The following is a 25,568-nucleotide window of genomic DNA, read 5'->3' as shown; positions in this document are numbered from 1 at the left end:
AATAAAGTAAAAAGGCTCAGCAACTATTACCTGATTCCTGTCATCTGCTACCTGAAATAGGCTGCATAGTTTAATGGATAGAACTTCGGATTTCGGCTCCGACAGTGAGGGTTCGAATCCTTCTGCGGTCACAAATCGCCCCTGTTTTAGGGGCTTTTTTTATTTTACCCCCAAAAATACCCCCAAATGAAAGAGCTTAATTTATTTTACGAACCAAATAAAAAGTAATACTTTGTTTTATATCGTTCTCCAGGGGTTGATCTCCTCTTTAGAGTGGATAACCTAAATCCAACAATGCTAACTTGTGTGCTTGAAGTTGCTTGGTTTAAATCAAATCATGAACGTGCAAAAGTAATTGAGGAAATGGAAGCTTTTGCAAGAAAAGAAATAGAAAGCTTGAATAATAATTACTAAAAAATGCACCTAAAAAAATTTTAACTTTTAGGTGCATTTCATTATAAGGGGTCTAATTGGCTACGCAATTACTGTTTTGTTAGAATAATTTCTTTAGGAAGTGGCTCTGGTCTTTGATCTGCTGGTTTGCCACGATAAAAACATTCTGAATCTAAAAGCTGACTTCCTTCCATAAATTTGAACTTCATTTCTGTTTTAGCTGAATTTGTAAAACTTATTTTTATAAAGCCTGATTTAAGACATAAATCTGGATCTAAATAAGTTAACAGATATGCTCCATTAGAGTACATCTTACCTCCTTTGATTTTAGCCTCACTATCAGAAATTGTGAGGTTATCAAAGAGAATATTTCCTGATGAATCTTTTACTTGAAATTTTCCTACTAATTGATCATTATATATTTTTAGAACATTATTATATTGATTAGTCATTTTTTTAAAATTAATAAGGAAAGTTTTGCCATTCCATATTCCCTTCCAATTCCCTTCAAATACAGGTAATTCGTTATTGATATCTTTTCTGTAGGAATTTTCCGGCAACTCCGTTTCTGTTAAAGGGTAAGTCTGTGATTTACAGAATACTCCTATAAAGAATGTAGTCATTAAAAATAAATTTTTCATTGTTTTCTTTCTTTATTTGATTAATTATTTAGGACAAGGGTTAAAATCTGATTTTTTAGTGCCGGGATTATAATTCATTTTAGCGGCTGTATTTTCTGTTACTTTGAACACTTCTAAACCAGACTTATTTACAATATCTTTTAAGAATCTGTTAAATACATCCTCTACTTTATTCTGAGGAAAATCTCCATCCTCATTTATTATTTCTGACATTTTATCGTAATACCATTTATCCCAAGTTTGTGCTGTATAATAGTCTACTCCTCCTGGATGTGTTGCCCCTGTAAATTTGAGAGTATAGCTTCCCTGAGAGGTTACTACCGTAGAATAAGCGTTAGCATATCCACCACCATAAGTTCCTGCATTTTTTAAAATAGTATTAATAAACGTTCTTACATCGGTTGGAGAGAATATTTTAATACTTCCTTCAGTATTATTATGGGAGTGGAAGAGCCCCGATATTCCTGTTGTATTATCAGGAAGGTCTAAGCCTGTAGATCCAGGAGGTCCGTCAATTTGTACAAAACCAGCTTCAGCATTTACTCCAGCTGGAGGTTGTTTTTCATAATACCCCCTTTCTTTATCCATTTTAAAAATTTCTTCTCTATTAAGGGCATCAAATTTTTCTGCATATTTTGTGTTTTTCTGTTTTTCTGCAATCTTAGCACAGGGATCGGTATTCTGTGGATTTTCAGGTTGATTGGGTTTTGGAGGGATAATTACAACCCCTGGAATCGGAATAGTTGGAACTCCAGGATTAGGATCAAATGGTTTAGGACCTCCTCCCGGTGCTGGGATGTCAATATTATCAATTTGTCCATGGCATGGCTTACAAGCGGGAGAACTCATTGGCCCTGATCCACCTCTTGCCACTTCATCAATAAATGCGCCTTTTACAATTTTCTTTTCATACCTTATAGATCCCTCCAAAGAAACATAAGAAACTGTACCTGTCATTTTCTCCATAATTTGGTGAGCGGCAAGATTGTAATCTTCAGAACTAAAATCTTTATTGGATTGAAATTTCCAAAGATGCCCTGATACCATATTCTTATCTACTCTAAAAGAAAGTTCTTCAATGATATTGGAATTCTCATTTTTTATAGGAACGGTAATAAAGATAATATCTCCTTCATGTTTATACTCTCTTACTTTGTTCCATTCTATAATCTTTCCGGTTAGCATATCCTTTCCCCTCATGTAATCATTTTTAATAAATGAAATAGGGTTTTGCTGAGCATTAGTAATTTCCGTTTCCAGGCTCTCATGCATACAGGATTGAATAGTTGAAAAAAGAAAAAGCCCACCAGCAAAGGCGGATATGAAATGATTTTTTTTCATAAATACATTAAAAGTTGTTTTTTGTGATTACAAAAATAATATTTTATTTAAATTCCCTACTATGGGAATTTTTATTTGCTTAATTTTTTTATTATATAGAATACATGCTAGATGAAACAATGTTTTTGATTCGCTTTTCAACGTAACTTAAACTGTTAGGTTGAAAACCATTTTTTTTAACCGTTCAGATATTTCATACTGATTTAATCCTTCTTGAAGGTAATTAATAATCAATTTTTCTATTTCATTCATAAAGTAAAATTATATGATAATAATTTTTTCTCCTTACGGAATTCCTTACAAATTAATAAAGACTATTTTATAGTTTTACTTTTTAAATAGAGATGATCAACAAACTTGTATAGCATTACTGAAGGAAGAAAATAAGAGGCTAAAAAAAGAATCCCGAAACTAATCCTGAATAGAAAAAACTTCTCATTTTTTTAGTGGTCGAATTCGATCACGTTAGTTGGTTAATAATGCTTCGAACAATTTAGCATATCCGGCAATCAGATCCTTTCGATCTTCACCATTAATGCAACGTCTTGCTGCAACATAATTTTTAATTTCTTCAACTGTTTTTTTATCTGTATAGATATAATCTGAAATCTTTTTTCCGATAAAGGCTCCGGTTTTAAAACCATCTACTAAGATTTTGAATGCATATTTTGGGATCATTACGGGATTCGGATTCTTTTCAAAATTTTCTTCCAAAAGTAAAGTCTACCCTGATGTACTCAAGGTAGACCTTTATTATTGAGATAAGTGGATTTATTATTTTGGATATACTCCAGCAATGAATTGTTTGTCCGTAGATGATAACACTGTATTATTACCTACACTGAATCCATTTGTTGTCAGAGTTGAACTTATACTATAATGCATAATGGATTGTGTATCGTAGGCGCTATATTGTGTTTGTGAGGTTGAATATTTTGCAAAAAGGTTGTTATCTACCTGAGTTTGAGTCCAGTAATTAGGATATCCTGCATAATATGCATATACCTTTGGCTTATCCCACGGAATTGCAGCTAATGGATGTTGATGCTCATGAATCATACCAAGTGCATGACCGAATTCATGAATGGCAGTTCTACTGAATTCTGTATCACTTGTTGTATCATCAAACCAACCGAAGTTCATTGTTTCTTTATTAGCAGCTATACCTAGAGCATCTGTTCCTATATAAGAATAGGATCCGGCACCGGAGGTAAATGTAACACGGATCTGAGCCGTGCCGCTAGTAATGAAATTAAAGGTGATGTTGGCGTATTTAGACCATTCTTTAGCGTATTGCATTACTTTGTTTTGAACTTTGGTAGTGCCTCCATAAAGGCGTACAGTAATAACACTGCCATTTGGCCATTTTTTACTAGTAATGACAGATCCCTTTGATGTAGTTCCAGGAACTTTATCCTCTCCCGGGAGATATACATCTTTACACATTTGTGTTTTTTCAAAACCTGCTGGAATATCTCCTTTTGGTACAGATTGCAAATCCGAGAACGATTGTTGTTCTTGTGTTATTTTTTCTTCTACATTATCATTAGTAGTATTACATGATACCATAGCGATTGAAATAAATGATCCTAATAAGATCTTCTCGTGTAATTTCATAATATAATATTTGGTGTTTATGTTGATTAATGTTTTTATACTATAGAAGAAAATAAATTATCCATCCTGTGGGAATTAAAACTATAATAAAAAATATTATGCTCTCACCTTTTCTTTTGTAAATTAAAATCAAATCACGTCTACACGTATACTACATTTAACAGAACCTGTTTTAATAAAGGGATATAATTGATATGAAAATATGTGATTTAACATTTTAGTACATCATATAAGTATCTTTATTGGGTAGATTAAGCTGAATTGAGAGTTTTATTTTATGAAATTTTATTTAAATAAAGTCTTTCAATTGAATTTTTTTAAAAAAAACCAAAATTTATTGAGTTAAGTGTGTGGTTGTGATGTTATTTTTAATGTATTGTAAAAATGTAATACTTATGTCATGGGCTAAATTTTGGAAAGAAAAAAATATCTTATAATGAAATATTGCATATCGAATTTTATGGTCATTAATCAATGATATAAGACCATTTATAATAATGTAATACTTATGTCATATGTGAAATTTTGAAAAGAAAATATTTTATGATGTAGTTTTGCACACTAGATTTTTTGACAATGATATGACATCGCTATTAATCAATCTATAATTTTATAAAACACACAAGATGAAAAAATTATTATTTCCAGCAGCATTAGCTGCTTCTTTAAACATGTACTGTCAAGTAGGTATTAATACTCCATCACCCGCATCTACTTTTGACATCAAAGCAAAAAATGCAACAGGAACTTCAACCAATGTAGATGGGCTTATAATCCCAAGAGTAGATCGACAAAGAGCTCAAAGTATGACAAGTATTCCTAACTCTACACTGATTTATATAAATGACATTGCTACAGGATCACAAACCGGGAATGCTATTAATATAGATACTGTGGGATATTATTATTTTGATGCCACCAATGTATGGACGAAGCTGAATCCAGGCAGCAACCCAAAAAATATTTACAATGCAGATGGAGCACTTACAGGAAACAGAACTGTAAAGCAAAATGCTAATACATTGAGCTTTACCGGAACTGCAGTAAATGCTTTTTCAGTAGATGATGGATCCCTTTCTGTGGATGCTGCCAACAACAGGGTAGGAATAGCAACTATTGCCCCAACTAATCCACTGGACGTAAACGGAACGGCAAGAGTAAGAACTATAAATAGGGAGCCAGCAGGCTTGGGAGCTAGCATTATATCTCCTGTGTATGCACGGCCTGACGGAGTTCTGGTGAAACCATCTACTAATGACCATTTTGGGGAACTTAGATCTAATAGTGCTTATATAAAATCCAATACAGATGCAACTATGTTTATAGATATTGCTGGTGGAGGAATCTATAAAGTTATTATTACATCAGTTGATGGTTGTGGTGGTGGAATTGTAGCAGAATATTATTATTCTAATTTTGGGGGTAATAACTTTATTGCTATTAACGGTTTGGGAGGAATGACACATGCTGGTAGTGGGACACAAAAATCTCCTACATTTATCAATCCTTCAAGAGATGTTGTCCAAACTTCCTGGACGGGTATAGCTGGTTGTAGTGTAGGGGGTAATTCTACTTCTTTTAATTATACTTTAACAGCTGATGCAACTTCGTTGAATCTCAAGAACACAGGAAATGTCACACAAGAATTTTATATAACGCTTATTAGGATGTTCTAAAAAGTAATCTAAATGTTTTTTTATTATAAATGATTTGTACAAGGAAATAAATTGATTAAAAAACTTACTTAATACAGATCAATATATTATTTAGCAATAACTAAGAAAGGTGATTCAAATGAATTGCCTTTCTTAGTTATTTTTTTAGGTCGTGTTTTGTGGGTAGTATGTTTTTCAATTTTTCTTTTTTCATAATTTTTTATGCAAACAAAATCAATTTATCTATGAGATAATTATGGGATTCCGTAATCAGACAAAAAAATAGAAAACACGAAGACAAAAGCTGATTTGCAGATATTGAAAATAGAATCTTAAATTAGAGCCTAAAATAATAAGCCAATGAGAAAAATAGCATTTCTTATCACTACTTTGATAAGCGTGACGCTCACAAAAGCCCAAACCATAGAATCCAGCAGCCGCAGTACCATTGGCTATATAAAAAGTGACGGAACAATCGAAAATAGCAGCCGTTCAACGGTAGGATATATCAAGAGCGATGGTACTATTGAAAATAGTAGTCGATCAACCATTGGTTATATTAAAAGTGACGGGACTATTGAAAACAGCAGTCGTTCTACAGTAGGTTATGTGAAAAAAGACGGAACGGTAGAAAATAGCAGCCGTTCTACTTTAGGCTATATTAAAGATGATGGAACCGTTGAAAATGCAAGCCGCAGTACGATAGGCTATGCCAGAGGTATTCAAAAAGAATGGGCAGCAGTGGTTTATTTCTTTTTTAAGCTGTAGATGGAATTTTTATAAATCAAAGCCATTTTTTAGCTATGATTTTACTCTAAAGATTAAAATAACAAATAAAATAAGCTTTACATAGAAAATTTTCCTAAATGTGGTACGCCTTAAAGCCCTATTGGCGCATAAATTGATACTACAAACTGAATTGAATTTTGATGACTAATGACTAGAACGACTGTAACTCTGATTTTCTTTTTAAGTGGTTTTTCTTTTTTAAATGCGCAGGAAAAGAAAGACTCGCTGTATTACAAAATAGAAGAATTTTCGGATAAAAGGAAAGTAACCAAATTCATTCACCGCTTTATATTTCGTAGAGAGCCGGATTCCACTTCTGTCAGTTCCAGAACGGAGAAATTGTCGCAGGAGACTTACAACAAAAAACATATCAGAAATATCAAGATAGAAACCATCGACCCCTTTGGATATAACTCTAAAGACAGTAAAGAAAGGTCCAGATGGTATGATTGGGTAGCAGATCATCTTCACGCCAATACAAGAAATTCTACTGTTGATAATTATTTGCTTTTTAAGGAAGGGGAAGAATATAATGCTCAGAAATTGTATGAATCTGAGCGTTTACTGAGAACCATGCCTTTTGTAAACAGAGTGAATATAAGTGTTTCAGACAGTACTTCCAGCAAAGATTCTATTGATGTAGTAGTAAAAGTTCTTGATTCCTGGAGTTTGAAGCCGAGAATCAGTTATTCCGGAAGCAAGATCGGTTTGGGGGTTACCGAAGAAAATGTATTGGGATTAGGCCATACCTTTGATTTCCTTTATAGAAATGATTCCAAAGAACATCAGAACTATCTTATGGGAAGCTACACTTCTTATAACCTTTTTGGTACTTATATCAGTGCTCAGCTTCTCGGGGAAAGGGACTTTTCTAAAAATGAAAGAATCAATTTTAGTTTGAGAAGAGACTTTTTCTCTCCTTTGACGAAATGGGCAGGTGGCTTTACTTTCGAATATTTTATGCGGCATGTTTTACTTCCGGTAGAAACCAGCACTACTTTTCCGGAAGTTCAGATCAAAGTGTACAGCCAGGATGTATGGGGAGGATATCAAATTCCTGTTTCATCCGATCCAAGCGAAAAAGTATCCAGTAATATTGCTATCATAGGGAGGTTTCAGAACTACCAATACAAAGACAGCCCCGGAATTGATCAGTATAAATATTTCAGTTCTTACAACAGCTTTCTGATGTCTGTGGGCTATATCCAGAGAAACTTTTCTGTTCAAAGAAATATTTTCCAGTATGATCTTCCTGAAGATATAGCTTATGGTAATTCCGTGAACGTTATTGCAGGAGGACTGTCCAGAAATAAAGCAGTGAATCCTTATGTAGGAATTTCCGCATCGTATGGTACTTTTACAAAGTTGGGCTATTTTACTGTGAAAGGACAGTTTGGAAGATTTTTTAATGAAGATAACCAGAACAGAGAATCTTTCCGCTTTGATGCAACTTATTTTACGAATCTTATGGACTGGAAATTTGCCAAAGCAAGACATTTCTTTTCACCTACTTTAGCATTGGGAAATCCACAGCATAATTACTCTTATAAAGACAGAATCAATCTTTCTTCTGCAGATGAGTTTCCTGTGTATAATTCTGATTATATCGGGACTAAGAAATTGGTTTTAAGATATCAGCTTCAGCTGTTTGTGAACAAAACCTGGAAGAATTTCCATTTCAGCCCTTATCTAACTGCTGCAATGGGATGGCTGGGTATGCCAGACGATAAATTGTTTAAAACAAAAGCTAATACAAAAATTGGAATCGGAGTATTAATTAATAATCCATACCTGGTGTTCAACAGGATCCAAATTTCGTTTACTTATTATCCGCGTGTTCCTTTTGATAATAATTCGGTTTTTGATTTTAACAGTAACAGGAACAATCTTTTACCAATGAATAACTTCGCAACAGATGTTCCGCATTTTGTGAACTTTGGAAATTAATAATGGGAGCATTTTAAATAGCTCCCATTACAAACATATTTTCCATAGTAGGCACTTTGCTTCCGCCTTCTTTTTCGAGCGTAATGGCAAAAGCCTGAGCATTTGATATATTGGCCAAAGCAATACTGCTGTCTTTATCCTCGGTGTACATTCCTGCACTCACAGGTTTGCCATCTTCAATAGCCCAAAGCTGATACTGCATTCCTTCAGGAGCTTTTGGCAGTTTTTCAGCATTCAGATACACTTCTTTTGTTTTTTTATCCCAGAAAACCATTGCTTTTGCATCTGTATGCTTTTCTACGCCTTTTAGCATTACCATCTGCATATCAGGATTAGAGAACATATCAAGCTTCTGATTCATTCTTTTCATTTGCTGATTTTGCTGCTTTGTCTCTGCAGCCAATAGTGCCATTTGCTTTTTATCAGATGATTGCGTATTCATCATGAATAAATTTCCGGCAACACTGATCAGGAACAACACAGAAGCTGCTATTGCATAAGGTTTCCAGGAGGTATTTCCTTTAATCGTCTCTCTTTCGGTAACTTCTCTATGATCTTTTCTTTCAGGAATATCTGTAGAAAGAGCAGGTTTTATCTCTTCAACAATCTGCTCCTGCTGAATTTTATTCCAGATCTTAGATCTCAAATCACTTGGAGGTGTTACAGCCTGAGCTGTAGCTAGATGTTCCAAAGTATTTTGTGCTTCTTCAAAAGCCGCTTTTACTTCAGCATTATTTTTCATCACACACTCCAAAATCCCTGCTTCCTCAGGAGAAGCATGGCCAAGAATATAAGATTCTATAATTCCGGATGATATGTATTCTTTAGTGTTCAATTTATTTTATTGATAATCTTTTAGCAAATCTTTTAATTTCATCAGTGCGTTCCGCATTTTCGTTTTTACCGTTCCCAGCGGTATCTTCAGTTTTTCGGATATTTCATTTTGGGTATATCCCTGATAATAAGCAAGATCTATGAGTTCTTGCTTGTCTGTCTCCAAACCTTTCAGCACGTTATTAAATCCGATATAATCGGAAGAATTATTAGTGGTTGAAAGCTCTTTGGAATTATATACGAAATCTGGAAGTGATTGGTTTTTAAGTTCGTTCTGAAATCCTTTCGATTTTAAATAATCAATAGCGGTATTTCTTGCAATATTGATCATCCATGTATAAAATCTCCCTTTAGAAGCATCGTATTGATGAATAGAATTCCAGATTTTAACAAAGACATCCTGAATAACTTCTTCAGTATATTCTTTAGATTGAACGATTCGGAGAATAATTCCGTACAGCGCACCAGAATAGTGGTCATACAGATAATGAAAACCGTTTTCGTTTTTTTCTTTTAATAAAACGATAAGTTCTTCTTCCGAATAGGTTGTTTTAATAGCATTTATTTTTCTATCCAAATGTAGCAAAATAAAACATATTCCCAAAAAAATCTATATCAACTTTTATTTCGTACATGATTTTAAAGAAATAATTAAAAAATATTCAATATGAAAACATTAGCTTCAAAAACCATACTTGCTTTTTGCATTACACTATCTTTCGGAGCTTATAAAGCACAAAGCTCACTTTTTAAAAGTAAAAATCCTTATTACTCTCACACTGCAGAAAACACATTGAAAGTAAGCAATGCTGAATGGAAAAAGATTTTAAAACCGGAACTCTATCAGGTTGCCAGAGAAGGAGCTACAGAAACTGCTTTTACCGGAAAGTACTATGAATTTGATGAAAAAGGAACCTATTATTGCGCAGTATGTGGTAATCCACTTTTCATCTCAACCTCAAAATTTGCAACTACCTGCGGATGGCCGTCATTTTATCAACCTATTCGTAAAAACAGTGTCAGATACAGAAAAGATACCTCATATCACATGGAACGAACAGAAGTACTATGTGGAAGATGTGATTCTCATCTGGGACATGTTTTTGATGATGGTCCCAAACCGACAGGAAAACGGTTCTGTATGAATTCTATCTGTCTTGAATTTGTTCCGGAAAAAAATAATTACCTAAAAATCAATTAGTTGTGATAAATTTTATTTTTTTTCAATCTAAAATAAAACCAACCTCGTAAATGACATTAAAAGCACAATTAACTATAATTAATTAAAAGAATCAACACAATGAACACACAATCAAAAATCACAGTTTTAGCAATGGTAGCTTTATCATTTGCTTTCAGCGGGAAGGTAACTGCACAAACGATGAAAGAAAAAACAGTAATGGTAGGAGGAGCACCGATGTATCCATCCAAAAACATTGTTGAAAACGCAGTCAATTCAAAAGATCACAAAACCCTTGTTGCAGCAGTGAAAGCAGCTGGCTTGGTAGAAACTTTACAGAGTGCAGGACCATTTACTGTATTGGCACCTACAGATGCTGCCTTTGCAAAACTTCCGAAAGGAACAGTTGAGAACCTTGTAAAACCTGAAAATAAAGCAACGCTTACGAGCATATTGACTTATCATGTTCTACCAGGAAAATACAGTGCTAAAGAAATTTGGGCTGCTGTAAAAACCGGAAACGGAAAAAGTATGATGAAAACAGTACAAGGAGAGGATCTTACTTTCTGGACCAAAGGAAAAGACCTTTACATTAAAGATGCTAAAGGAAATAGTGCGAAAGTGACTATTGCAGATGTGAACCAGTCTAACGGAGTGATTCATGTAATAGATACGGTTTTAATGCCATAACAAATTATAAGATTTCAAACAGCATATTTCAGTATGCTGTTTTTCTTCTTTTATCCTAACACTAAAAAAATAATAATATGAAAAAGACAATTCAGGTTTCTAATCAGGGAGCAACCCTTGATACCAGCAGAAGAAACTTTTTAAAATTAGGTGGAGTAGGATTGGCTATTGCAGGCCTTACCATCATTGGGTGTAATGATGATGATGATTTCCAGATCATGGAAGAATCCAAATATGATTTGGGGACAGGAGATGTAGGCGTATTAAATTATGCCTATGCACTGGAACAGCTGGAAGCAGATTTCTATACTAAAGTAGTCAACAATTTTTATTCGGGGATTTCCAGTATTGAGAAAGAAGTTTTTACAGACCTCTATCATCATGAAGTGATTCACCGGGATTTCTTTAAAGCAGCGATCAGCGGTGCTACAGATCATGTACTTCCTAAACTTGAGTTTCAGTATCCTAATGTGAATTTTAATGATCGTAATTCCGTATTAGCCACAGCAAAAGCGTTGGAAGATACGGGTGTCGCAGCTTATAACGGAGCAGGAAAATACATTTCTAACCCTGCTTATCTTGTGATTGCCGGAAAAATAGTTTCTGTGGAAGCCAGACATGCCTCTGCAATCAGAAATTTGATCAATCCAGGATCTGCTGATTTTTCAGGAGATGATGTGATAGATGCTAACGGACTTGATCTTGCAAAAGAGCCTAAAGATATTGTAATGGCTGCCGGAGCATTCATCAAAACACCTTTTACCTGGAAAGAAAGAGGTATTAATTAATCATTCACCTTAAAAAATTGCATTATGAATATTCTTAGATTACTGGATAAGCTTTCCCATGATAAATTTTTCACCACGGAAGCTTCAAGACTGGAAACCATTACGAATATGTCATTATTCGGAAAAAAAGCAGCTACAGCGGCGGTACCTCTTGGATTGGGAGCTCTGATGGTGACTCCTGCCAAAGCAGAAACTACAGAAATGAAATTTACAGGTGCTGCCTTAAAAAGTACTTTGACAGATGCTCTACAGCTGGCACTCGTACTGGAATATCTTGAAAATGAATATTACAGCATTGGATTATCCACACCAGGATTGATTCCCAACGGAGACAGAACAGTTTTTATGCAGATCTCAAAACATGAATCAGCACACGTCGGCTTTCTGAAAAGTACACTTACTTCTTTAGGAACAACTCCTGGTAATAAACCTACATTCGACTTTACAGCCAGTGGAAACTTTATGCCTTTTACAGATTATAACCAATTTCTTGTTCTCGCTCAGGCATTTGAAGATACCGGAGTAAGAGCTTATAAAGGACAGGCCGGAAATGTAATGTCTAATAAAGTTGTGCTTCAGGCAGCATTACAGATTCACTCTGTAGAGGCCAGACATGCCTCACAGGTAAGAAGAATGAGAGCCAATAAAGGGTGGATTGAGCTTGCCAACGGAGGAAATATGCCTTCCCCAACCAATCCTGTTTACGCCGGAGAAGACAATGTCAATCAGGCAGGATATAACACAGGAACTTTATTTGGTGCAGCAGCTGGTTCTGCTGCGTATGACGAAATTTTAAGTGGCAGCGATGCTCAAGCTATTGCTTCATTGTTCATAGTTTAGTTGTGATTTGGATGATGATCAAGTGGTGCGCCCATTTTCGGAAAACCCGGAAATGGGCTTTTTATTGGCATCCAATTGACAAATAATCAGATTGTATTTGAATCTTTTGAGTATACAGAATTGATTTCTATAACTTTATTAAATGAAATTGAAGTAAATAAAAAAATCCCCAGTGGTCCTGGGGATAAAAACTAATAACCATGAAACTCAAATTAATGAGATAATCAAGCCGCAAATGTATTGAAAAAGATTCAAAATCCCATTAATTTGAATTATATTTTTTTGATTTTTCTACAAAATTTTTGCTTTTGTTACTTGGGAAATAGTAGGTAAGATTGAATTGTAATTTTATTTAAAGAATGAAAACCTCCCTCACCAAAGAGGCAAAGAAGGTTCTTAATCAAAATGTATAATCACATTTTGATAACTACACAACCACATCTATTTTCACATTAATATTCCCACGCATCGCTTTTGAATAAGGACATGTTGCATGTGCCATTTCCACAACTTTTTTCGCATCGTCTATTGACAAACCCGGTAAATGAATTTCCAAGTGAACCTGAAGAAAATATTCCCCATCATGAGTTCCCAGATCTACAGAGGTATTGACAAACAACTCTGTAGGAAGGGAGATTTTCATTTTAGACGCCCCTAATTGCATCGCTCCGATAAAACAAGCTGACCAACCTGCGGCCATTAATTGTTCGGGATTTGTTCCGTTTCCTTTTGCTCCGGGAGAAGTCAGTTCAATATCAAGCTTTTCGTCATTGCTTTTAGCTTTTCCGTCACGTCCCCCTGTTACTACAACTTTCCCGGAATAAAGTACTTTACTGATGTTTACTATAGACGTATTTTCTATCTCCTGAATGGTATTTGATTCCATAATTTTTTATTATTTAGGTTAAATGATATTTGTTGATATATTGTGTTAAAGCTTTTTTCTTATATCCTTGAATGCTGCTCTAAGTTCTTCCGTAAAGATTTGTGGTTGTTCCCAAGCCGCAAAATGTCCGCCTTTCGGAGCTTTATGATAATAATATAAAGTAGGGTAGGCTTGTTTAGACCAGCTTTCCGGAGCCTGATAGATCTCGTGAGGAAATACTGAAATGGCTACAGGGACTTTAATATCTTTTGTTTTCTGTGCTTCGGAACTGAAATTATTCTTGTTATTTTCCCAATAGAAACGAGAGGAAGACGCTCCTGTATTTGTAAGCCAGTAAAGTGTAATATCATCAAGAATGGCATCACGGCCAATTATATTTTCAGGATGAAAGTCGCTTTCACTCCACTCAGCAATTTTCTCATAAAGGAAAGCAGCTAAGGCACTTGGAGAATCTGACAGTAAATATCCTGTTGTCTGGGGACGCGTTACCATCATTCCTCCATAAGCTGCATTTCTGCCAAAAAAAGTACTCATGGCATTATAAGCCTTTGCTTCAGAGGCAGAAAGTCCGGATGGAGCAGGATCTCCTGCATTAATTGGCTTTACAAGCTCAGCTGGGATAGTGGCCGGCATCGTTAAATGAATTCCCAGAAGTCCTGAAGGAGCCTGTTTGGCCAAAGCATCAGAAATCACAGAACCATGGTCCCCGCCTTCAGAAACATATTTCTTGTAGCCAAGCCTTTTCATCAGTACATCCCAGGCATGGGCAACGCGGTCAGGGTTCCAGCCCAGTTCAGTTGGCACTTCTGAAAAGCCATAGCCTGGAATTGCTGGTATAATGAGATCAAAGGCATCACTTGCTTTCCCTCCGTATTTTACAGGATTTGTCAGAGGATCTATGGCATTAATAAACTCCAGCGGAGAACCTGGCCAGCCATGGGTAAGGATCACAGGTAATGCGTTAGACTCTTTTGAACGAACATGGATAAACTGAATATCAATGCCATCAATTTTTGTTACATACTGTGGAAGTGCATTCAGCTGAGTTTCTACTTTTCTCCAGTCATATCCATTGCCCCAATAAGTGATTAGTTCTTTTAGCTGAGCCAGTTGAATTCCCTGAGAAGCATTTTTTACCGTTTCTTTATCTGGAAAGCGGGTCTCGGAGATACGTCTTTTAAGCTCATCCAGCTGAGATTGTGGAATATTGATGTGGAAAGGACGGATACTGGTGTCAGAATTTACGGATATAGTATTAGTCCGATTAGTTTGAGCTTTAGAAATAGCTGGAATATTCAGTGTAAAAGCTGCTGCTAAAAATAAGGTTGAAATTGTTGTTTTCATTGCTTTGTTGTATTAGATTTTTGATCTGTTTTCTTTTTTGATGAGACAAAAGTATGTTCAGAAAAGCAACTGTTAAATGGGTATTTTGCTCAAGTAGTCATATTCATGAGTGAAGTAGACATTGCCGAGGATAAACAGGAAATTTGATAATTATGAAATAAATGCAGCGAAAAACAAACGATGATTCAGATTAAAAAACCACAAAAAAGCTCCGTTCTTTTTAAAAATGGAGCTTTTTTTGTGGTATATGGGTTTAAATATTATCCGTGAGCTTCTACGGATACATCATTCCATTCTTCCCAGACTTTTAGTCGCTGTTCGTAACTTTGTTTTACAAATGGAAGAGCTACTTTACCAAGCAATAAGCGTAAAGGAGGATTTTCAGTTTCTGCAAGTTTGATCAGTGCCGGTGCTGTAGCTTCTACCTCTCCGAAAGAAGTTTCAGATTCTGAAAAGGCCTTTTTAATATCATCATAAGCCGGATTACTTTGGGTATTAATTCCTGTATGCCAGATATTGGAGGCATAGCCATTAGGTTCTACCAAAGTAACATGAATACCAAATCCTTTCACTTCCGTAGCTAATGTTTCGCTTAGCCCTTCCAGAGCAAATTTAGAAGCATTATAAAGCCCCATAGTAGGCAAAGTTGCCAATCCTAAAATAGAAGAAACCTGAATGATATGACCGCTTTTCTGATTCCTCATAATAGGAAGTACAGCCTGTGAAAGCCACAGCGTTCCAAAGAAATTCGTTTCAAATTGTGCTCTTGCTTCCTGTTCGTTTGTTTCTTCAATTGCCCCTGTTAAAGCATAGCCTGCATTATTGATTAAAATATCAATACTGCCAAAATGCTGATGAACTTTCTGAACCACCGCTAGAGATTCTTCTCTTTTATCGACATCTAAAGTTAAAGTCAATACAGAATTTCCATATTTTTCTTTTAAATCATTTAGGGTTTCTACATTTCTGGCTGTTGCCGCTACTTTGTATCCTTTTGCTAAAAATGCTTCTGCCCAAGCTTTTCCGAAACCTTTTGATGCACCTGTAATTAAAACTGTTTTTGACATTGTTTTGTTTTTTAAATTGATTGTTATGATTATACTTTTTAAGAAATCTTATTTTAAAATTAAAATGACCGATCGGTCATATTTTGAATAAAAAAAATTAAACACGATTTTCCTCTATTATTTTTTTTAGATTGTTAACAATAACTTCCATTCTATCATTGTTACCCGACATTCTAGCCATCAGATGACCACCTTCAAGCATTGCAAACAAAACAGTTGCAAAATCTGACGGATTCCAGTCTGCTCTGAATTCTTTATTGGAAATTCCTTTTTCAATAATGCCGGAAAGCAACTCCTGGCCTTGTTTAATGGCACGGTTCACTTTTTCTTTTACAATAGGATTCGTATCATCAGCTTCTGTTCCAAAATTTAATAATGGACAGCCACCAGCAACCGGTGGATGATTAGGATCACTAAAGAAATCAATATAAGCGAATAATTGTTCTTTCGAAGTTTTGTATGGCATCAAAACTCTTTGAAGTTTCTCACTTAATATTTTCATATTGTGTTCCACAGCAGCACATGCAAGAACCTCCTTGTTTTCAAAATGAACGTACAGACTGCCTTTAGACAACCTGGTAGCCTCCATAATGTCACTCATAGAAGTAGCTGCAATCCCTTTCGTATTAAAAATAGGGGCTGCTTTTTCTATAATGAAATGTCTGGTTTCTTCTCCTTTTGCCATGATAATGCTAAATAGTGATGCAAATATATGACCGATTGGTCATAAAAACAAAAATTTATTTGCTTTTTTTGAATTTAAAATTTCAAATAATTGTAAATTAGGTAGTTATAATTAACTTTAATAATGTGAAAGCCTCTAATATAGAGGCTTTTTGTGTAAGAAAGTGTAAAAAAATCCCCAACTAAAAAAAATCAATTTCACTTGAGAACTTGAGGGACAAATTCATAAAAAAGAGTTGGGGATAAGAATAGAAAAGTGTTATTAAACTATCTATACATAAAATTTAGTGATTGTTTTGTGTCATATAAAGAACAAATCCTTTATTTATCATCCATTTAATAAATCAATTATTTTCATTGTGTTTATAGAATCGTAAGCTTATGAAAAAAGTGAAAAGGATAACATATATTTAGCAGAGGGAAATAAAACATATGCAACTCATTACTATTTTTTAATGTATGAAATATAGTCTTTGATCAGTATTTTTTAATCCATTTGTATAAAGTGGTTTTGGGAATTCTGTATTCTTCTATTATTTGTTTTTTTGTTTTTTCATTAGATTTTAAAAGGCTTAAAATAAATGTAATCATTTCTACAGTATAGATATTTTTTCTGAACTCAGGAAGCTGTGTTTTTTTCTCTTTTGTTTTTTGGTAATACTCTGAAGATGAAGGGGGTGAGTAAAGTACAAGATGCTGAGAATAGATTCTGAAAAAATCATAAGCCAGCAGCTTACTCCATTTAAGAAGAGTTTCCGCATCCAAAGATTTGCTTTTGTACATCTGTCTAAGTTCTTCATGACTACATTGCATAAAGTTCATAATTCTGTCTGAAGAAAAACCAGTTTCCTCTACTCGTTTTTGTATCAATTCGCCAGTATGGATATCTTTAAAAAGCATAATAAAAATGATTTTAATGAAAGCATCTTTTACAATATGACAAAAGATGCTTTTTGAAAATATTGATAATTTGTGTTTTTGTAGTTTGAGGTTAAAGCCAATATCCGTCCTAATATTCCTGCTAAACCTATTCTAGTAGTGTTCCTGCCTATCTTTAAAGAGCCATTGATATGTAAAGTTTTTTTGGTGGTCGTTGTGTTAATGCCAACCTGTGAGTACACATGTAAAAAAACTAGTAAAGTATCAGGCAATAATAATTTTTTCATTGATTTAAAGATTTTTTAATTATTCTTTGTCTTTTGTGTTATGTCACATCCATTGAATACTAATCTAAATATCAGATATCTTGTAAATCAATGGACATTTTGTTGATGCAATAATACATTCCAAGCTTTATATTATGCAAAAATTTGCATATTACATATCTATGACAGGATTTTAATTATCTGATAATCAGTATTTTAATTTTTTAAGAATTAAATTAAATCAAACGAAATGATTATGTTTAAAATATTCACATTTATGTGATGCTTGTGAAAATTAATTAATTTTTATCTTCTGGGTATAGGGGGGGGCTAATCTGAAAAAAAGAACTTAGATTTTATATTATAAGTTGGGTTTAGCCGGTAAGTAGAACCTTATTTTTAAGCGGTGAGAATTATGATTTGAAATATCATGAGCTGTTTTTTTGATTTGAATAATAATGAGGTAAAATTCCTGAAAATAACCTAAAAACATCAAAAATCTTCAATGTCATATGTGTGTCATACTTGTGCAGGGGGATTTTGTCTTCTAAATATTTTATCATTGCCCGCTGAAAGTAAGATTGGATATTTCTATTCGGATGTTTTGGAGATTAACTTTTTTATTATGAATATTTTTTTGAAACTTTATTTTTAAATTTAATATGAATAATTTTTTATACTTATTACATTCCTAAATGCTATACATATATTTAGTACATGATGAAATTTATTTTTTTGTTTTTTCCATTATTGCTGTTGGCACAATCTAAAATTACGACAGCCACTATTGATAAAAGGTTGGAGAAGTCTAATGCCTTACTGGTTGATGGTCAGACAGATGCTATGATTGAATTGAATCTTTCGATACTTGATGATGCTAAATATATTAATTATGCTGAAGGTAAACTATCTGCATGTTATAATTTGGCACTTGCTTTTTCTCTGCAGTACAAATATAATAAGAGCAATTACTATTTAAAGATGATGGAAACTGAATTTAAGAATTCAAATGCGGAGGATCAGGAAATATCCATGAATATATTATACAGCATTAATTACAGGGGAATTAAAATGTATGATGAAGCATTGAAAAAGCTAAAGAAGAATCTGGTGATGGCGGATGATTTAAAAAATGATTCTACAAGACATGCCATAAAGGGAATGCTTCTGGTACAGATAGGGAAAAATTATGCTGAGAAAAGAAACTATGACTCTGTTACCTATTATGGAAAGAGAATTGTTGATGAACTGAAGAAATCCAAAAAAATGGATGCAGGTATGAATACAAGTTTAAAAGTAGCATTGCTGCTTTTATCTGAAGCAAAGCTCAACCAAAATAAAATTGATTCTGCTGAGTTTTACATAAAAGCAGCCCGCGCTGTGCCCGTCAATTGGGGAAATAATGATTTTGCTACATTTAAGCTTTTAGGACAAATTTGTGATGCGAGAAAACAATATGATTCCGCTATTGTAGATTATGAAAAAGCAGTAGTGCTTGCCACAAAAGCTAGGAATTTCAAAAAATTATTAGAGCTGTACGGATTACTATCTCAATCATATGAAAAGACCGGGCAGATCGACCATAGAAATAAATATGAATTTGAATATAATAAACTTGAAGATAGTTTAAAGAAAATAGATAATGATAATCTGAAAGATACTGTGGGCATTCTTGTAGAAGAAAAACAAAAAAATCTGAAAGATGAAAATCACTTTTTACTCTACATTATCATTACAGGAATTGTTATTTCTGTTATTATTGTGTTTTTTATCAATAAAAGATTAAGAAATAAAAATAAGATATTAAATGTAAAAGAAGTTGAAACTAAGGAGCTTAGTCAAAAACTGAATATGGTTTTTGAAGAAGTAATACAATTGGCGAAAAATAATGATGTGGAATTTCTTGCCCGTTTTCAGGAAGTATATCCGGAATTTGTTCCGAAATTATTAAAAATTGAACCCCAACTATTGAACACAGAATTAAAATTTTGCGCTCTGCTATTTCTTAACTTTTCAACCAAAGATATTGCAACATATACTTTTGTTCAGCCACAATCTATACAAACCAGAAAAAACAGGCTGAGAAAAAGATTAAATATTCCTTCAGATGAGGATATTTATGTATGGATGAAGAATATATGATTTCTTTTCTGATAATCCATACTCTTATAAAACAAGAGGAACGTTATTTTGAAATATCGTTCTCCTTGTTTTATATTGATAATTACTTTATTGACTATCAAATAGTTAATATTTGGGTTTCTGTTTTATGAGATACTGGAATTTTGACTATTAAATAGTTTTTAAGTTATTATTATAAATCTTTATTTGTGTTAATAGAACCGAAAATTTATACTAAAATGAGTTAAGAGCATACACTCAATGGAGGGAAATTGAATGTATGCAGTAAAATGAAATTTTTAAATCATCATTATAAATCTTTTATTTGTGTTTATAGAACCGAAATTTATATAAAAATGAACTGAGCAGCATATACTCGATGGAGGGAAATTGAATATATGCAGCAAATTAGAATTTTTAATTTTGGGTATTGAAAAATGCAGATTAATATTTTCTAATCCATTTATATAAAGTAGTTTTGGGGATTCTGTATTCTTCTATTATTTGTTGTTTTGTTTTTTCATTTGTTTTTATAAGGTCCAAAATAAAATTAATCATTTCAATAGTATAGATATTTTTCCTGAACTCCGGAAGTTGTAGTTTTTTTTCTTTTGTCTTATTGTAATACTCTGATGATGAGGGTGGTGAGTATAACATAAGATGTTGAGAATAAATTCTGAAAAAATCATAAGTAAGGAGTTTGCTCCATTTAAGAAGAGTTTCTGTATCCAAAGACTTACTTTGGTATATATGTGCAAGTTCCTGATCACTGCATTTCATGGAGCTCATGAGTCTATCAGAAGAAAAATCGGTTTCCTGTACCCGTTTCTGTATCAGTTCACCAATATGGATATTTTTAAAAAGCATAATAAACGGTTTTTATAATTTGAAGATAAATTAATCTATAGACCAAAACAGGAAATTTTTAGGTACCATAATATACAATACTCAAAGAAGCTGTAGTTAATCTGTGAGGTCTTGTGTAGTTAGCTCTACAACTTATTTTGTCACCAACATTAAAATACGATGTTACTCCCATTGTATTTGTTCTTAAGGAGACATTATCAGTTAATCTATTCCTGTAACAATTCCTATATTAGATGGTATGATATATGATACATTTTCTATTTTAGTCGTTTGACAGTCATTTGAGTAATAGGTCCACTTCCAGTAGATCCAGAACTCTCAGCTTTGATGGTGGTACTAGCGGTATTACTAACTCTAAATGAATAGGTACGCCCAGCATACATCTGAACAGCGGAAATTAAGGTGTAAGTTTGTAAATCGGTGGCCGCTTTATCATTTACTCTTGCAATCCACTGGCCATTAGGATTAGTAGGAAGATCAGGTGTATTATCCCAAATCCCCACTACAGGGGAAGTGCCAACAGTAGTAGCAAGTTGGGTATTGATAATCACTTGGTACAGACCATCAGCAGAAACAGTAAATGAGTTCGATGTAGAAGTTCCTGTATAACGACTTTCATTATCTAAAATTTCATTATCCAGATTACCTATAGAAACTAATGTCGATGTAGTAAAGTCAGCTGACATTTGTACGTTAATTTCTTGAGCAACAACAAGTTGTCCATTTACGGCTATAACGGAACCATTAGAGCCAGGGACTACATTTGTACTTGATTGCCATGTAGGGGTTGCTCCGGGGCCATTAGAAGTAAGAACCTGTCCTGATGTGCCTGCATTTCCAGAAGTGGTAGCGTTACCTCCTAGATTGATCTCATTAGTTACTTGCAAGCTACCATTCACATGTAATGTCTTTTGTGGAGTTGGAGTATTAATTCCAACCTGCGAATTCGCATTGAAGAAAGCTAGCAAAAGAATTGGTAATAATAATTTTTTCATAACGTTAAAGATTTTTATTTTATTGTTTGATATTAAGTTATATATGTATAGAGTACATTTTCTATTTCAACAGTTGCACTGCCATTTAAGAAATACTCTCATCATTATTATTTTTACGGATGACAAATTAGAACGATGCTGTTATCAGGATATAATTTTATTTTTGTATCTCTAACAGGATAGTTACACCCTGTTAGAGATATTATTATACTAAGGAGCAGTATATGATATAACAACAGAGTTCACCATTGTTCTGTCATAGTTAATATTTTCAACATCCAAGGTATTGACAGTAGGGTCAATAAATCTTGTTAGAAATATTACTTTTTGACCAGCCACTAAATTAAGAGTTCCTGATGAAAATAGAGTAACAGGAGTAGAAGCATCTACTGTTACATAAGGCTGTGACAAAAATGCAAAAGAAGCATTTCCATTATAGGCAAAAGTCCCAGTATATGGTTTGGATACTCCCACCCTCGGGGTTCCTGTCATAGCCCCTTTTATTACAAAATTGATATTAAATGTAAAAAAACCGGACTTTAATATAGTTAATTCACCTGTTGCAGTGTTATAGGTAGCATAGCCTGAAGTTGTTATTATATTATCATAGTTAATTTTTCTGATACTTGCTCCTAAATCTGTCCCTAAAAAGCTTGTGTCATTTCCTGTTTTTTTGAATCCAAAAATATTTGACATTCCTACAGCTCCTGGAATAGGTGTATTTTCATCTAATAGCTTTTCCCACTTGCCTATTTTAGAATTAAATTTATAAAGGTTATCTGCTGTGACATTATTAGGAGAAACGCCCGCATCATTTAGGTTATAAATCATTAAAGAGTGTGTCGGATTGGGGATAGTCGTAATATCTGTTTTTCCGGTAAGTGCAACTCTGGGAATTAGAAGTCCTTTGTTTGAAGATTTAATATCCAGTACTGCAGATTGATCGGGTGCACTTGTATTAATCCCTACCTGAGAATATACATTTAATGAGGTTAATAAAAGAATGGGAAATAATAATTTTTTCATAAGTGTTTATTTTTTGCTATGTTTTTTAATCTTGAATATTGATTAGTAATTTGTGTTTGTTTTAACTTGGGATGCTATCTTGTTGTTGTAATATTAGATTCCAAACTCTAAATCTATAATGTTCTTGAGCAAGTATAATTTTAATCCCAACTTGTGAAAGTTAGGTAGTGATAATTTTTTCATAAGTGTTTATTTTTTTGTTATGTTTTTTAATCTTGAATATTGATTAGTAATTTGTGTTTGTTTTAACTTGGGATGCTATCTTGTTGTTGTAATATTAGATTCCAAACTTTACATCTATAATGTTTTTGAGCAAGTATAATTTTAATCCCAACTTGTGAACATTAGTCAGGAAGCTAACAGAAAGTTAGGTAATGTTAATTTTTCATTAGTGTTTAATTTTTCTTGATACTGATCTATAATACTTATAAAATTCAGATACTCATTTTTGTTGATGCAATATTACATTCCGGACTTTATTTTATACAAATTTTCACCTATGATTTAGCTATGAATTAATTGTAACTTACTGATAATTAGTATTTGTTTTTAGTATTTGAAAATAAAATTTATAACATATTCATTGTTTTATTCTTTATTATGGTGTTAGGCTTAATGCTATTTTTAATCTAAAGAAGGTTGAATAGCCTTGAAGAAAGTGGTCATATTTTATACTTTGCAGAAATATTGATTTATAAGTTAGAGTAAAAATAATGGCTATGAATAATAGTGATGTTGTGTTTCTTAAAATTAACTGAAAGGCTTAAAATCAGTTGTTTATTATATGTGTAGTATATAAGTAGTATTTAAATTTAGTCTGGTTCATATCTGAATCATATTTGAGGACTTTTGATATTTAGTGTATATTTTATTAAATATTATATCATTGCCAGAAAAATAGATAAAAAATTTATATGGATTGTTGATTCGTTGTTGATTTTTAATTATTGTTGTTGATTCTTAGAATTAATTTTTCTTATAGATATTTTTCTAACATTTATTTGCTATTATATTTGTTACATTTATAAATATTTTACACAAATTTTACACAATATGAAATTTTTATTTTTGTTTTTTCCATTTTTACTGTTAGCTCAGGATAAAATTACACCAAAAACTATTCAAAAAAGGCTTGATAAATCTAATAATCTCCTTATTAATGGTAAAACAGATGAGATGATCGCACTGAATCTTTCGATACTTGAAGATGCGAAGCATATTAATTATGCAGAAGGTAAACTATGTGTTTATTATAATTTAGCTCTTGCTTTTTCCTCGCAGTATAAGTATAATAAAAGTAATTATTATTTAAGGATGATGGAGCCTGAATTTAAAAACTCGGATGCTGAGGATCAGGAGATTTCCATGAATATATTATACAGTATTAATTACAGAGGAATTAAAATGTATGATGAAGCACTGAAAAAATTAAAGAAAAATTTAGTTGTTGCGAGTAAATTAAAAAATGATTCAATGAGACGTGCTTTAAAAGGTATGATCTTCATTCAGATAGGAAAAAATTATCTTGATAAAAAGCAGTATGACTCTGTTAGTTATTATGGAAAAAGAGTTGTTGAGGAACTGAAGGAGTCCAAAAAAATGGACTCAGGTATGAATACAAGTTTAAAAGCCGCCATGTTGCTTTTAACTGAAGCTAAAATCAATGAAAATAATATTGATTCCGCAAAGTTTTATATGAAATTAGCCCAATCTGTGCCTGTAGACTGGGGTAATAATGAGTTTGCTACATTTAAACTTGTAGGACAGATCTATGATGCGAGAAAACAACAAGATTCTGCTATTGTAAACTATCAAAAAGCAATTGTGCTTGCCACAAAGGTAAAGAATTTTAGAAAATTAGCTGAGTTATATGAACTCATTACCAATTCATATGAAAAAACCGGTCAAATAGATGATGAAAAGAAGTATAATCTTAAATATAATCGTCTTAACGATAGTTTAAAAAAAATTGATGAAGAAAATTTGAAAGATACCGTAGGTCTTCTTGTAGATGAAAAACAGGTGCCATTGAAACATAAAGCTAATCTTTTTTTATATATTATATTTATAATAGTTATAAGTACAGCTATTATTATCCTTTTTATATATAAGAAAATAAAAAACCAAAATCAGATTTTACATATAAAAGAAAAGGAAACCCATAAGCTTAATCAGAAATTGAATTTTGCTTTTGAAGAAGTTATAATGTTGGCAAAAGAAAATGATCCACAATTCCTTGCACGTTTTCAGGAAGTTTATCCTGAATTTACACCAAAGCTATTAAAAATTGAACCGCAACTGCTCAATTCGGAATTGAAGTTTTGCGCTCTGCTGTTTCTTAATTTTTCAACAAAAGAAATTGCCAATTATAGTTTTGTACAGCCACAATCTATACAAGCCCGGAAAAACAAACTGAGAAAAAGATTGAATATTCCTTCAGATGAGGATATTTATGTATGGATGAAGAATATGTGATTTATGTTCTTAATTGATTAACAAAACCAACAGACATGGCAAACTTCAATCTGCTATATCTGTTGTTTTTTTATAAGATTTGAGTTACCTGTATATATTGAAAACCTATGAGGTATAAGATGTTTTATAAAAGTATCATCATTTAAAATGTAATATCCTGTAAATTATGAATAATATTCGAAAATATAATGCACATAAATGAGTCATACCTAAGTCATATCTGTTTTTTTGGAGAATAATATA

Annotated in this window: 24 protein-coding genes and 1 tRNA gene; 10 read left to right on the top strand and 15 right to left on the bottom strand. The window is 33.0% G+C overall.

The genetic code is table 11. From position 1 onward, the window contains the following. The first annotated feature begins 59 nt into the window (after positions 1 to 59). A tRNA-Arg gene (locus ACM6F9_RS10920) sits at positions 60 to 131 on the top strand. 351 nt (positions 132 to 482) lie between these two features. On the opposite strand, the gene ACM6F9_RS10915 is transcribed toward ACM6F9_RS10920, so the two are convergent. The 4 genes from ACM6F9_RS10915 to ACM6F9_RS10900 all read right to left on the bottom strand — a co-directional run bounded on the left by ACM6F9_RS10915 (position 483) and on the right by ACM6F9_RS10900 (position 3,992). Next, complete coding sequence (locus ACM6F9_RS10915) at positions 483 to 1,034, bottom strand: DUF6705 family protein (protein WP_414845755.1); 552 nt, start codon at positions 1,032 to 1,034, stop codon at positions 483 to 485. A 24-nt stretch (positions 1,035 to 1,058) separates the two neighbouring features. Beyond that, the gene (locus ACM6F9_RS10910) at positions 1,059 to 2,234 is read right to left on the bottom strand and encodes a hypothetical protein (protein ID WP_414845754.1); all 1,176 of its coding nucleotides are present in this window, start codon (positions 2,232 to 2,234) and stop codon (positions 1,059 to 1,061) included. A 606-nt stretch (positions 2,235 to 2,840) separates the two neighbouring features. Further along, positions 2,841 to 3,089, bottom strand: a complete 249-nt coding sequence (locus ACM6F9_RS10905; RefSeq protein ID WP_414845753.1) for a hypothetical protein — start codon at positions 3,087 to 3,089, stop codon at positions 2,841 to 2,843. A 60-nt stretch (positions 3,090 to 3,149) separates the two neighbouring features. Beyond that, positions 3,150 to 3,992 carry a M12 family metallopeptidase gene (locus ACM6F9_RS10900; protein ID WP_414845752.1) on the bottom strand — a complete coding sequence of 281 codons (843 nt, stop codon included), beginning with the start codon at positions 3,990 to 3,992 and terminating at the stop codon, positions 3,150 to 3,152. A gap of 626 nt (positions 3,993 to 4,618) precedes the next feature. On the opposite strand from ACM6F9_RS10900, the gene ACM6F9_RS10895 reads away from it, so the two are divergent. The 3 genes from ACM6F9_RS10895 (at position 4,619) to ACM6F9_RS10885 (ending at position 8,383) form a co-directional block, all read left to right on the top strand. Then, positions 4,619 to 5,668 carry a hypothetical protein gene (locus ACM6F9_RS10895; RefSeq protein ID WP_414845751.1) on the top strand — a complete coding sequence of 350 codons (1,050 nt, stop codon included), beginning with the start codon at positions 4,619 to 4,621 and terminating at the stop codon, positions 5,666 to 5,668. A 339-nt stretch (positions 5,669 to 6,007) separates the two neighbouring features. Further along, positions 6,008 to 6,415 carry a 5-fold beta-flower protein gene (locus ACM6F9_RS10890; RefSeq protein ID WP_414845750.1) on the top strand — a complete coding sequence of 136 codons (408 nt, stop codon included), beginning with the start codon at positions 6,008 to 6,010 and terminating at the stop codon, positions 6,413 to 6,415. 168 nt (positions 6,416 to 6,583) lie between these two features. After that, positions 6,584 to 8,383 (top strand): hypothetical protein, encoded by a 1,800-nt coding sequence (locus tag ACM6F9_RS10885; RefSeq protein WP_414845749.1) that lies wholly within the window; start codon positions 6,584 to 6,586, stop codon positions 8,381 to 8,383. Positions 8,384 to 8,396: 13 nt separating this feature from the next. Here the strand turns inward: ACM6F9_RS10885 and ACM6F9_RS10880 are convergent, their stop codons facing one another. Continuing rightward, positions 8,397 to 9,218, bottom strand: coding sequence for an anti-sigma factor domain-containing protein (locus tag ACM6F9_RS10880; RefSeq protein ID WP_414845748.1), 822 nt, complete (start codon positions 9,216 to 9,218; stop codon positions 8,397 to 8,399). Between the two features lie 6 nt (positions 9,219 to 9,224). Next, positions 9,225 to 9,794: an RNA polymerase sigma factor gene (locus tag ACM6F9_RS10875; protein ID WP_228406987.1), complete on the bottom strand. Its 570-nt coding sequence runs from the start codon at positions 9,792 to 9,794 to the stop codon at positions 9,225 to 9,227. A 90-nt stretch (positions 9,795 to 9,884) separates the two neighbouring features. Between ACM6F9_RS10875 and msrB the strand changes: the two genes are divergently transcribed. From msrB to ACM6F9_RS10855, 4 genes are all read left to right on the top strand, one after another. Next, entirely contained in the window at positions 9,885 to 10,418 is a 534-nt protein-coding gene (gene msrB / locus ACM6F9_RS10870; protein ID WP_414845747.1) for a peptide-methionine (R)-S-oxide reductase MsrB, read from the top strand. A gap of 99 nt (positions 10,419 to 10,517) precedes the next feature. Then, positions 10,518 to 11,087, top strand: a complete 570-nt coding sequence (locus ACM6F9_RS10865; protein WP_414845746.1) for a fasciclin domain-containing protein — start codon at positions 10,518 to 10,520, stop codon at positions 11,085 to 11,087. Positions 11,088 to 11,164: 77 nt separating this feature from the next. Next, positions 11,165 to 11,875, top strand: a complete 711-nt coding sequence (locus ACM6F9_RS10860; protein ID WP_105703559.1) for a ferritin-like domain-containing protein — start codon at positions 11,165 to 11,167, stop codon at positions 11,873 to 11,875. A 24-nt stretch (positions 11,876 to 11,899) separates the two neighbouring features. Next, entirely contained in the window at positions 11,900 to 12,715 is an 816-nt protein-coding gene (locus ACM6F9_RS10855) for a ferritin-like domain-containing protein (RefSeq protein WP_414845745.1), read from the top strand. Between the two features lie 427 nt (positions 12,716 to 13,142). Here ACM6F9_RS10855 and ACM6F9_RS10850 read toward each other — a convergent pair whose 3' ends face one another. From ACM6F9_RS10850 to ACM6F9_RS10825, 6 genes are all read right to left on the bottom strand, one after another. Then, positions 13,143 to 13,601: an organic hydroperoxide resistance protein gene (locus ACM6F9_RS10850; protein WP_414845744.1), complete on the bottom strand. Its 459-nt coding sequence runs from the start codon at positions 13,599 to 13,601 to the stop codon at positions 13,143 to 13,145. A 45-nt stretch (positions 13,602 to 13,646) separates the two neighbouring features. Next, complete coding sequence (locus tag ACM6F9_RS10845) at positions 13,647 to 14,945, bottom strand: epoxide hydrolase family protein (protein ID WP_414845743.1); 1,299 nt, start codon at positions 14,943 to 14,945, stop codon at positions 13,647 to 13,649. A gap of 260 nt (positions 14,946 to 15,205) precedes the next feature. Then, complete coding sequence (locus tag ACM6F9_RS10840; RefSeq protein ID WP_414845742.1) at positions 15,206 to 16,012, bottom strand: SDR family NAD(P)-dependent oxidoreductase; 807 nt, start codon at positions 16,010 to 16,012, stop codon at positions 15,206 to 15,208. 97 nt (positions 16,013 to 16,109) lie between these two features. Further along, positions 16,110 to 16,697, bottom strand: a complete 588-nt coding sequence (locus tag ACM6F9_RS10835) for a TetR/AcrR family transcriptional regulator (protein ID WP_414845741.1) — start codon at positions 16,695 to 16,697, stop codon at positions 16,110 to 16,112. Between the two features lie 476 nt (positions 16,698 to 17,173). Beyond that, positions 17,174 to 17,596 (bottom strand): transposase, encoded by a 423-nt coding sequence (locus ACM6F9_RS10830; protein ID WP_414845740.1) that lies wholly within the window; start codon positions 17,594 to 17,596, stop codon positions 17,174 to 17,176. Positions 17,597 to 17,625: 29 nt separating this feature from the next. After that, a complete protein-coding gene (locus ACM6F9_RS10825; RefSeq protein WP_414845739.1) occupies positions 17,626 to 17,862 on the bottom strand; it encodes a hypothetical protein in 237 nt (78 codons plus the stop codon). Positions 17,863 to 18,558: 696 nt separating this feature from the next. Between ACM6F9_RS10825 and ACM6F9_RS10820 the strand changes: the two genes are divergently transcribed. Further along, a complete protein-coding gene (locus tag ACM6F9_RS10820; protein ID WP_414845738.1) occupies positions 18,559 to 19,983 on the top strand; it encodes a tetratricopeptide repeat protein in 1,425 nt (474 codons plus the stop codon). 423 nt (positions 19,984 to 20,406) lie between these two features. On the opposite strand, the gene ACM6F9_RS10815 is transcribed toward ACM6F9_RS10820, so the two are convergent. The 3 genes from ACM6F9_RS10815 to ACM6F9_RS10805 form a co-directional block, all read right to left on the bottom strand. Further along, positions 20,407 to 20,829, bottom strand: coding sequence for a transposase (locus ACM6F9_RS10815; protein WP_414845737.1), 423 nt, complete (start codon positions 20,827 to 20,829; stop codon positions 20,407 to 20,409). 257 nt (positions 20,830 to 21,086) lie between these two features. Then, complete coding sequence (locus ACM6F9_RS10810) at positions 21,087 to 21,824, bottom strand: hypothetical protein (protein WP_414845736.1); 738 nt, start codon at positions 21,822 to 21,824, stop codon at positions 21,087 to 21,089. A 210-nt stretch (positions 21,825 to 22,034) separates the two neighbouring features. Continuing rightward, positions 22,035 to 22,850, bottom strand: a complete 816-nt coding sequence (locus ACM6F9_RS10805) for a hypothetical protein (RefSeq protein ID WP_414845735.1) — start codon at positions 22,848 to 22,850, stop codon at positions 22,035 to 22,037. 1,053 nt (positions 22,851 to 23,903) lie between these two features. On the opposite strand from ACM6F9_RS10805, the gene ACM6F9_RS10800 reads away from it, so the two are divergent. Beyond that, positions 23,904 to 25,325: a hypothetical protein gene (locus tag ACM6F9_RS10800; RefSeq protein WP_414845734.1), complete on the top strand. Its 1,422-nt coding sequence runs from the start codon at positions 23,904 to 23,906 to the stop codon at positions 25,323 to 25,325. Positions 25,326 to 25,568: the final 243 nt, after the last annotated feature.

Origin of the sequence: Chryseobacterium sp. IT-36CA2 (assembly GCF_949767875.1) — a bacterium.
In the GTDB taxonomy this organism is placed as follows: domain Bacteria; phylum Bacteroidota; class Bacteroidia; order Flavobacteriales; family Weeksellaceae; genus Chryseobacterium.
The sequence above is the reverse complement of the archived record's forward strand: the minus strand, read 5'-3'. Positions and strand labels throughout refer to the sequence as shown.

What these genes read in the sequence shown, in the direction of transcription:
- ACM6F9_RS10900 (WP_414845752.1), bottom strand. Translation starts at nt 3,992, where the DNA reads ATGAAATTACACGAGAAGATCTTATTAGGATCATTTATTTCAATCGCT.
- ACM6F9_RS10860 (WP_105703559.1), top strand. Translation starts at nt 11,165, where the DNA reads ATGAAAAAGACAATTCAGGTTTCTAATCAGGGAGCAACCCTTGATACC.
- ACM6F9_RS10800 (WP_414845734.1), top strand. Translation starts at nt 23,904, where the DNA reads ATGAAATTTTTATTTTTGTTTTTTCCATTTTTACTGTTAGCTCAGGAT.
- ACM6F9_RS10855 (WP_414845745.1), top strand. Translation starts at nt 11,900, where the DNA reads ATGAATATTCTTAGATTACTGGATAAGCTTTCCCATGATAAATTTTTC.
- ACM6F9_RS10850 (WP_414845744.1), bottom strand. Translation starts at nt 13,601, where the DNA reads ATGGAATCAAATACCATTCAGGAGATAGAAAATACGTCTATAGTAAAC.
- ACM6F9_RS10890 (WP_414845750.1), top strand. Translation starts at nt 6,008, where the DNA reads ATGAGAAAAATAGCATTTCTTATCACTACTTTGATAAGCGTGACGCTC.
- ACM6F9_RS10815 (WP_414845737.1), bottom strand. Translation starts at nt 20,829, where the DNA reads ATGCTTTTTAAAAATATCCATATTGGTGAACTGATACAGAAACGGGTA.
- ACM6F9_RS10820 (WP_414845738.1), top strand. Translation starts at nt 18,559, where the DNA reads ATGATGAAATTTATTTTTTTGTTTTTTCCATTATTGCTGTTGGCACAA.
- ACM6F9_RS10805 (WP_414845735.1), bottom strand. Translation starts at nt 22,850, where the DNA reads ATGAAAAAATTATTATTTCCCATTCTTTTATTAACCTCATTAAATGTA.
- ACM6F9_RS10895 (WP_414845751.1), top strand. Translation starts at nt 4,619, where the DNA reads ATGAAAAAATTATTATTTCCAGCAGCATTAGCTGCTTCTTTAAACATG.
- ACM6F9_RS10885 (WP_414845749.1), top strand. Translation starts at nt 6,584, where the DNA reads ATGACTAGAACGACTGTAACTCTGATTTTCTTTTTAAGTGGTTTTTCT.
- ACM6F9_RS10810 (WP_414845736.1), bottom strand. Translation starts at nt 21,824, where the DNA reads ATGAAAAAATTATTATTACCAATTCTTTTGCTAGCTTTCTTCAATGCG.
- ACM6F9_RS10825 (WP_414845739.1), bottom strand. Translation starts at nt 17,862, where the DNA reads ATGAAAAAATTATTATTGCCTGATACTTTACTAGTTTTTTTACATGTG.
- msrB (WP_414845747.1), top strand. Translation starts at nt 9,885, where the DNA reads ATGAAAACATTAGCTTCAAAAACCATACTTGCTTTTTGCATTACACTA.
- ACM6F9_RS10865 (WP_414845746.1), top strand. Translation starts at nt 10,518, where the DNA reads ATGAACACACAATCAAAAATCACAGTTTTAGCAATGGTAGCTTTATCA.
- ACM6F9_RS10835 (WP_414845741.1), bottom strand. Translation starts at nt 16,697, where the DNA reads ATGGCAAAAGGAGAAGAAACCAGACATTTCATTATAGAAAAAGCAGCC.
- ACM6F9_RS10915 (WP_414845755.1), bottom strand. Translation starts at nt 1,034, where the DNA reads ATGAAAAATTTATTTTTAATGACTACATTCTTTATAGGAGTATTCTGT.
- ACM6F9_RS10840 (WP_414845742.1), bottom strand. Translation starts at nt 16,012, where the DNA reads ATGTCAAAAACAGTTTTAATTACAGGTGCATCAAAAGGTTTCGGAAAA.
- ACM6F9_RS10845 (WP_414845743.1), bottom strand. Translation starts at nt 14,945, where the DNA reads ATGAAAACAACAATTTCAACCTTATTTTTAGCAGCAGCTTTTACACTG.
- ACM6F9_RS10910 (WP_414845754.1), bottom strand. Translation starts at nt 2,234, where the DNA reads ATGAGGGGAAAGGATATGCTAACCGGAAAGATTATAGAATGGAACAAA.
- ACM6F9_RS10830 (WP_414845740.1), bottom strand. Translation starts at nt 17,596, where the DNA reads ATGCTTTTTAAAGATATCCATACTGGCGAATTGATACAAAAACGAGTA.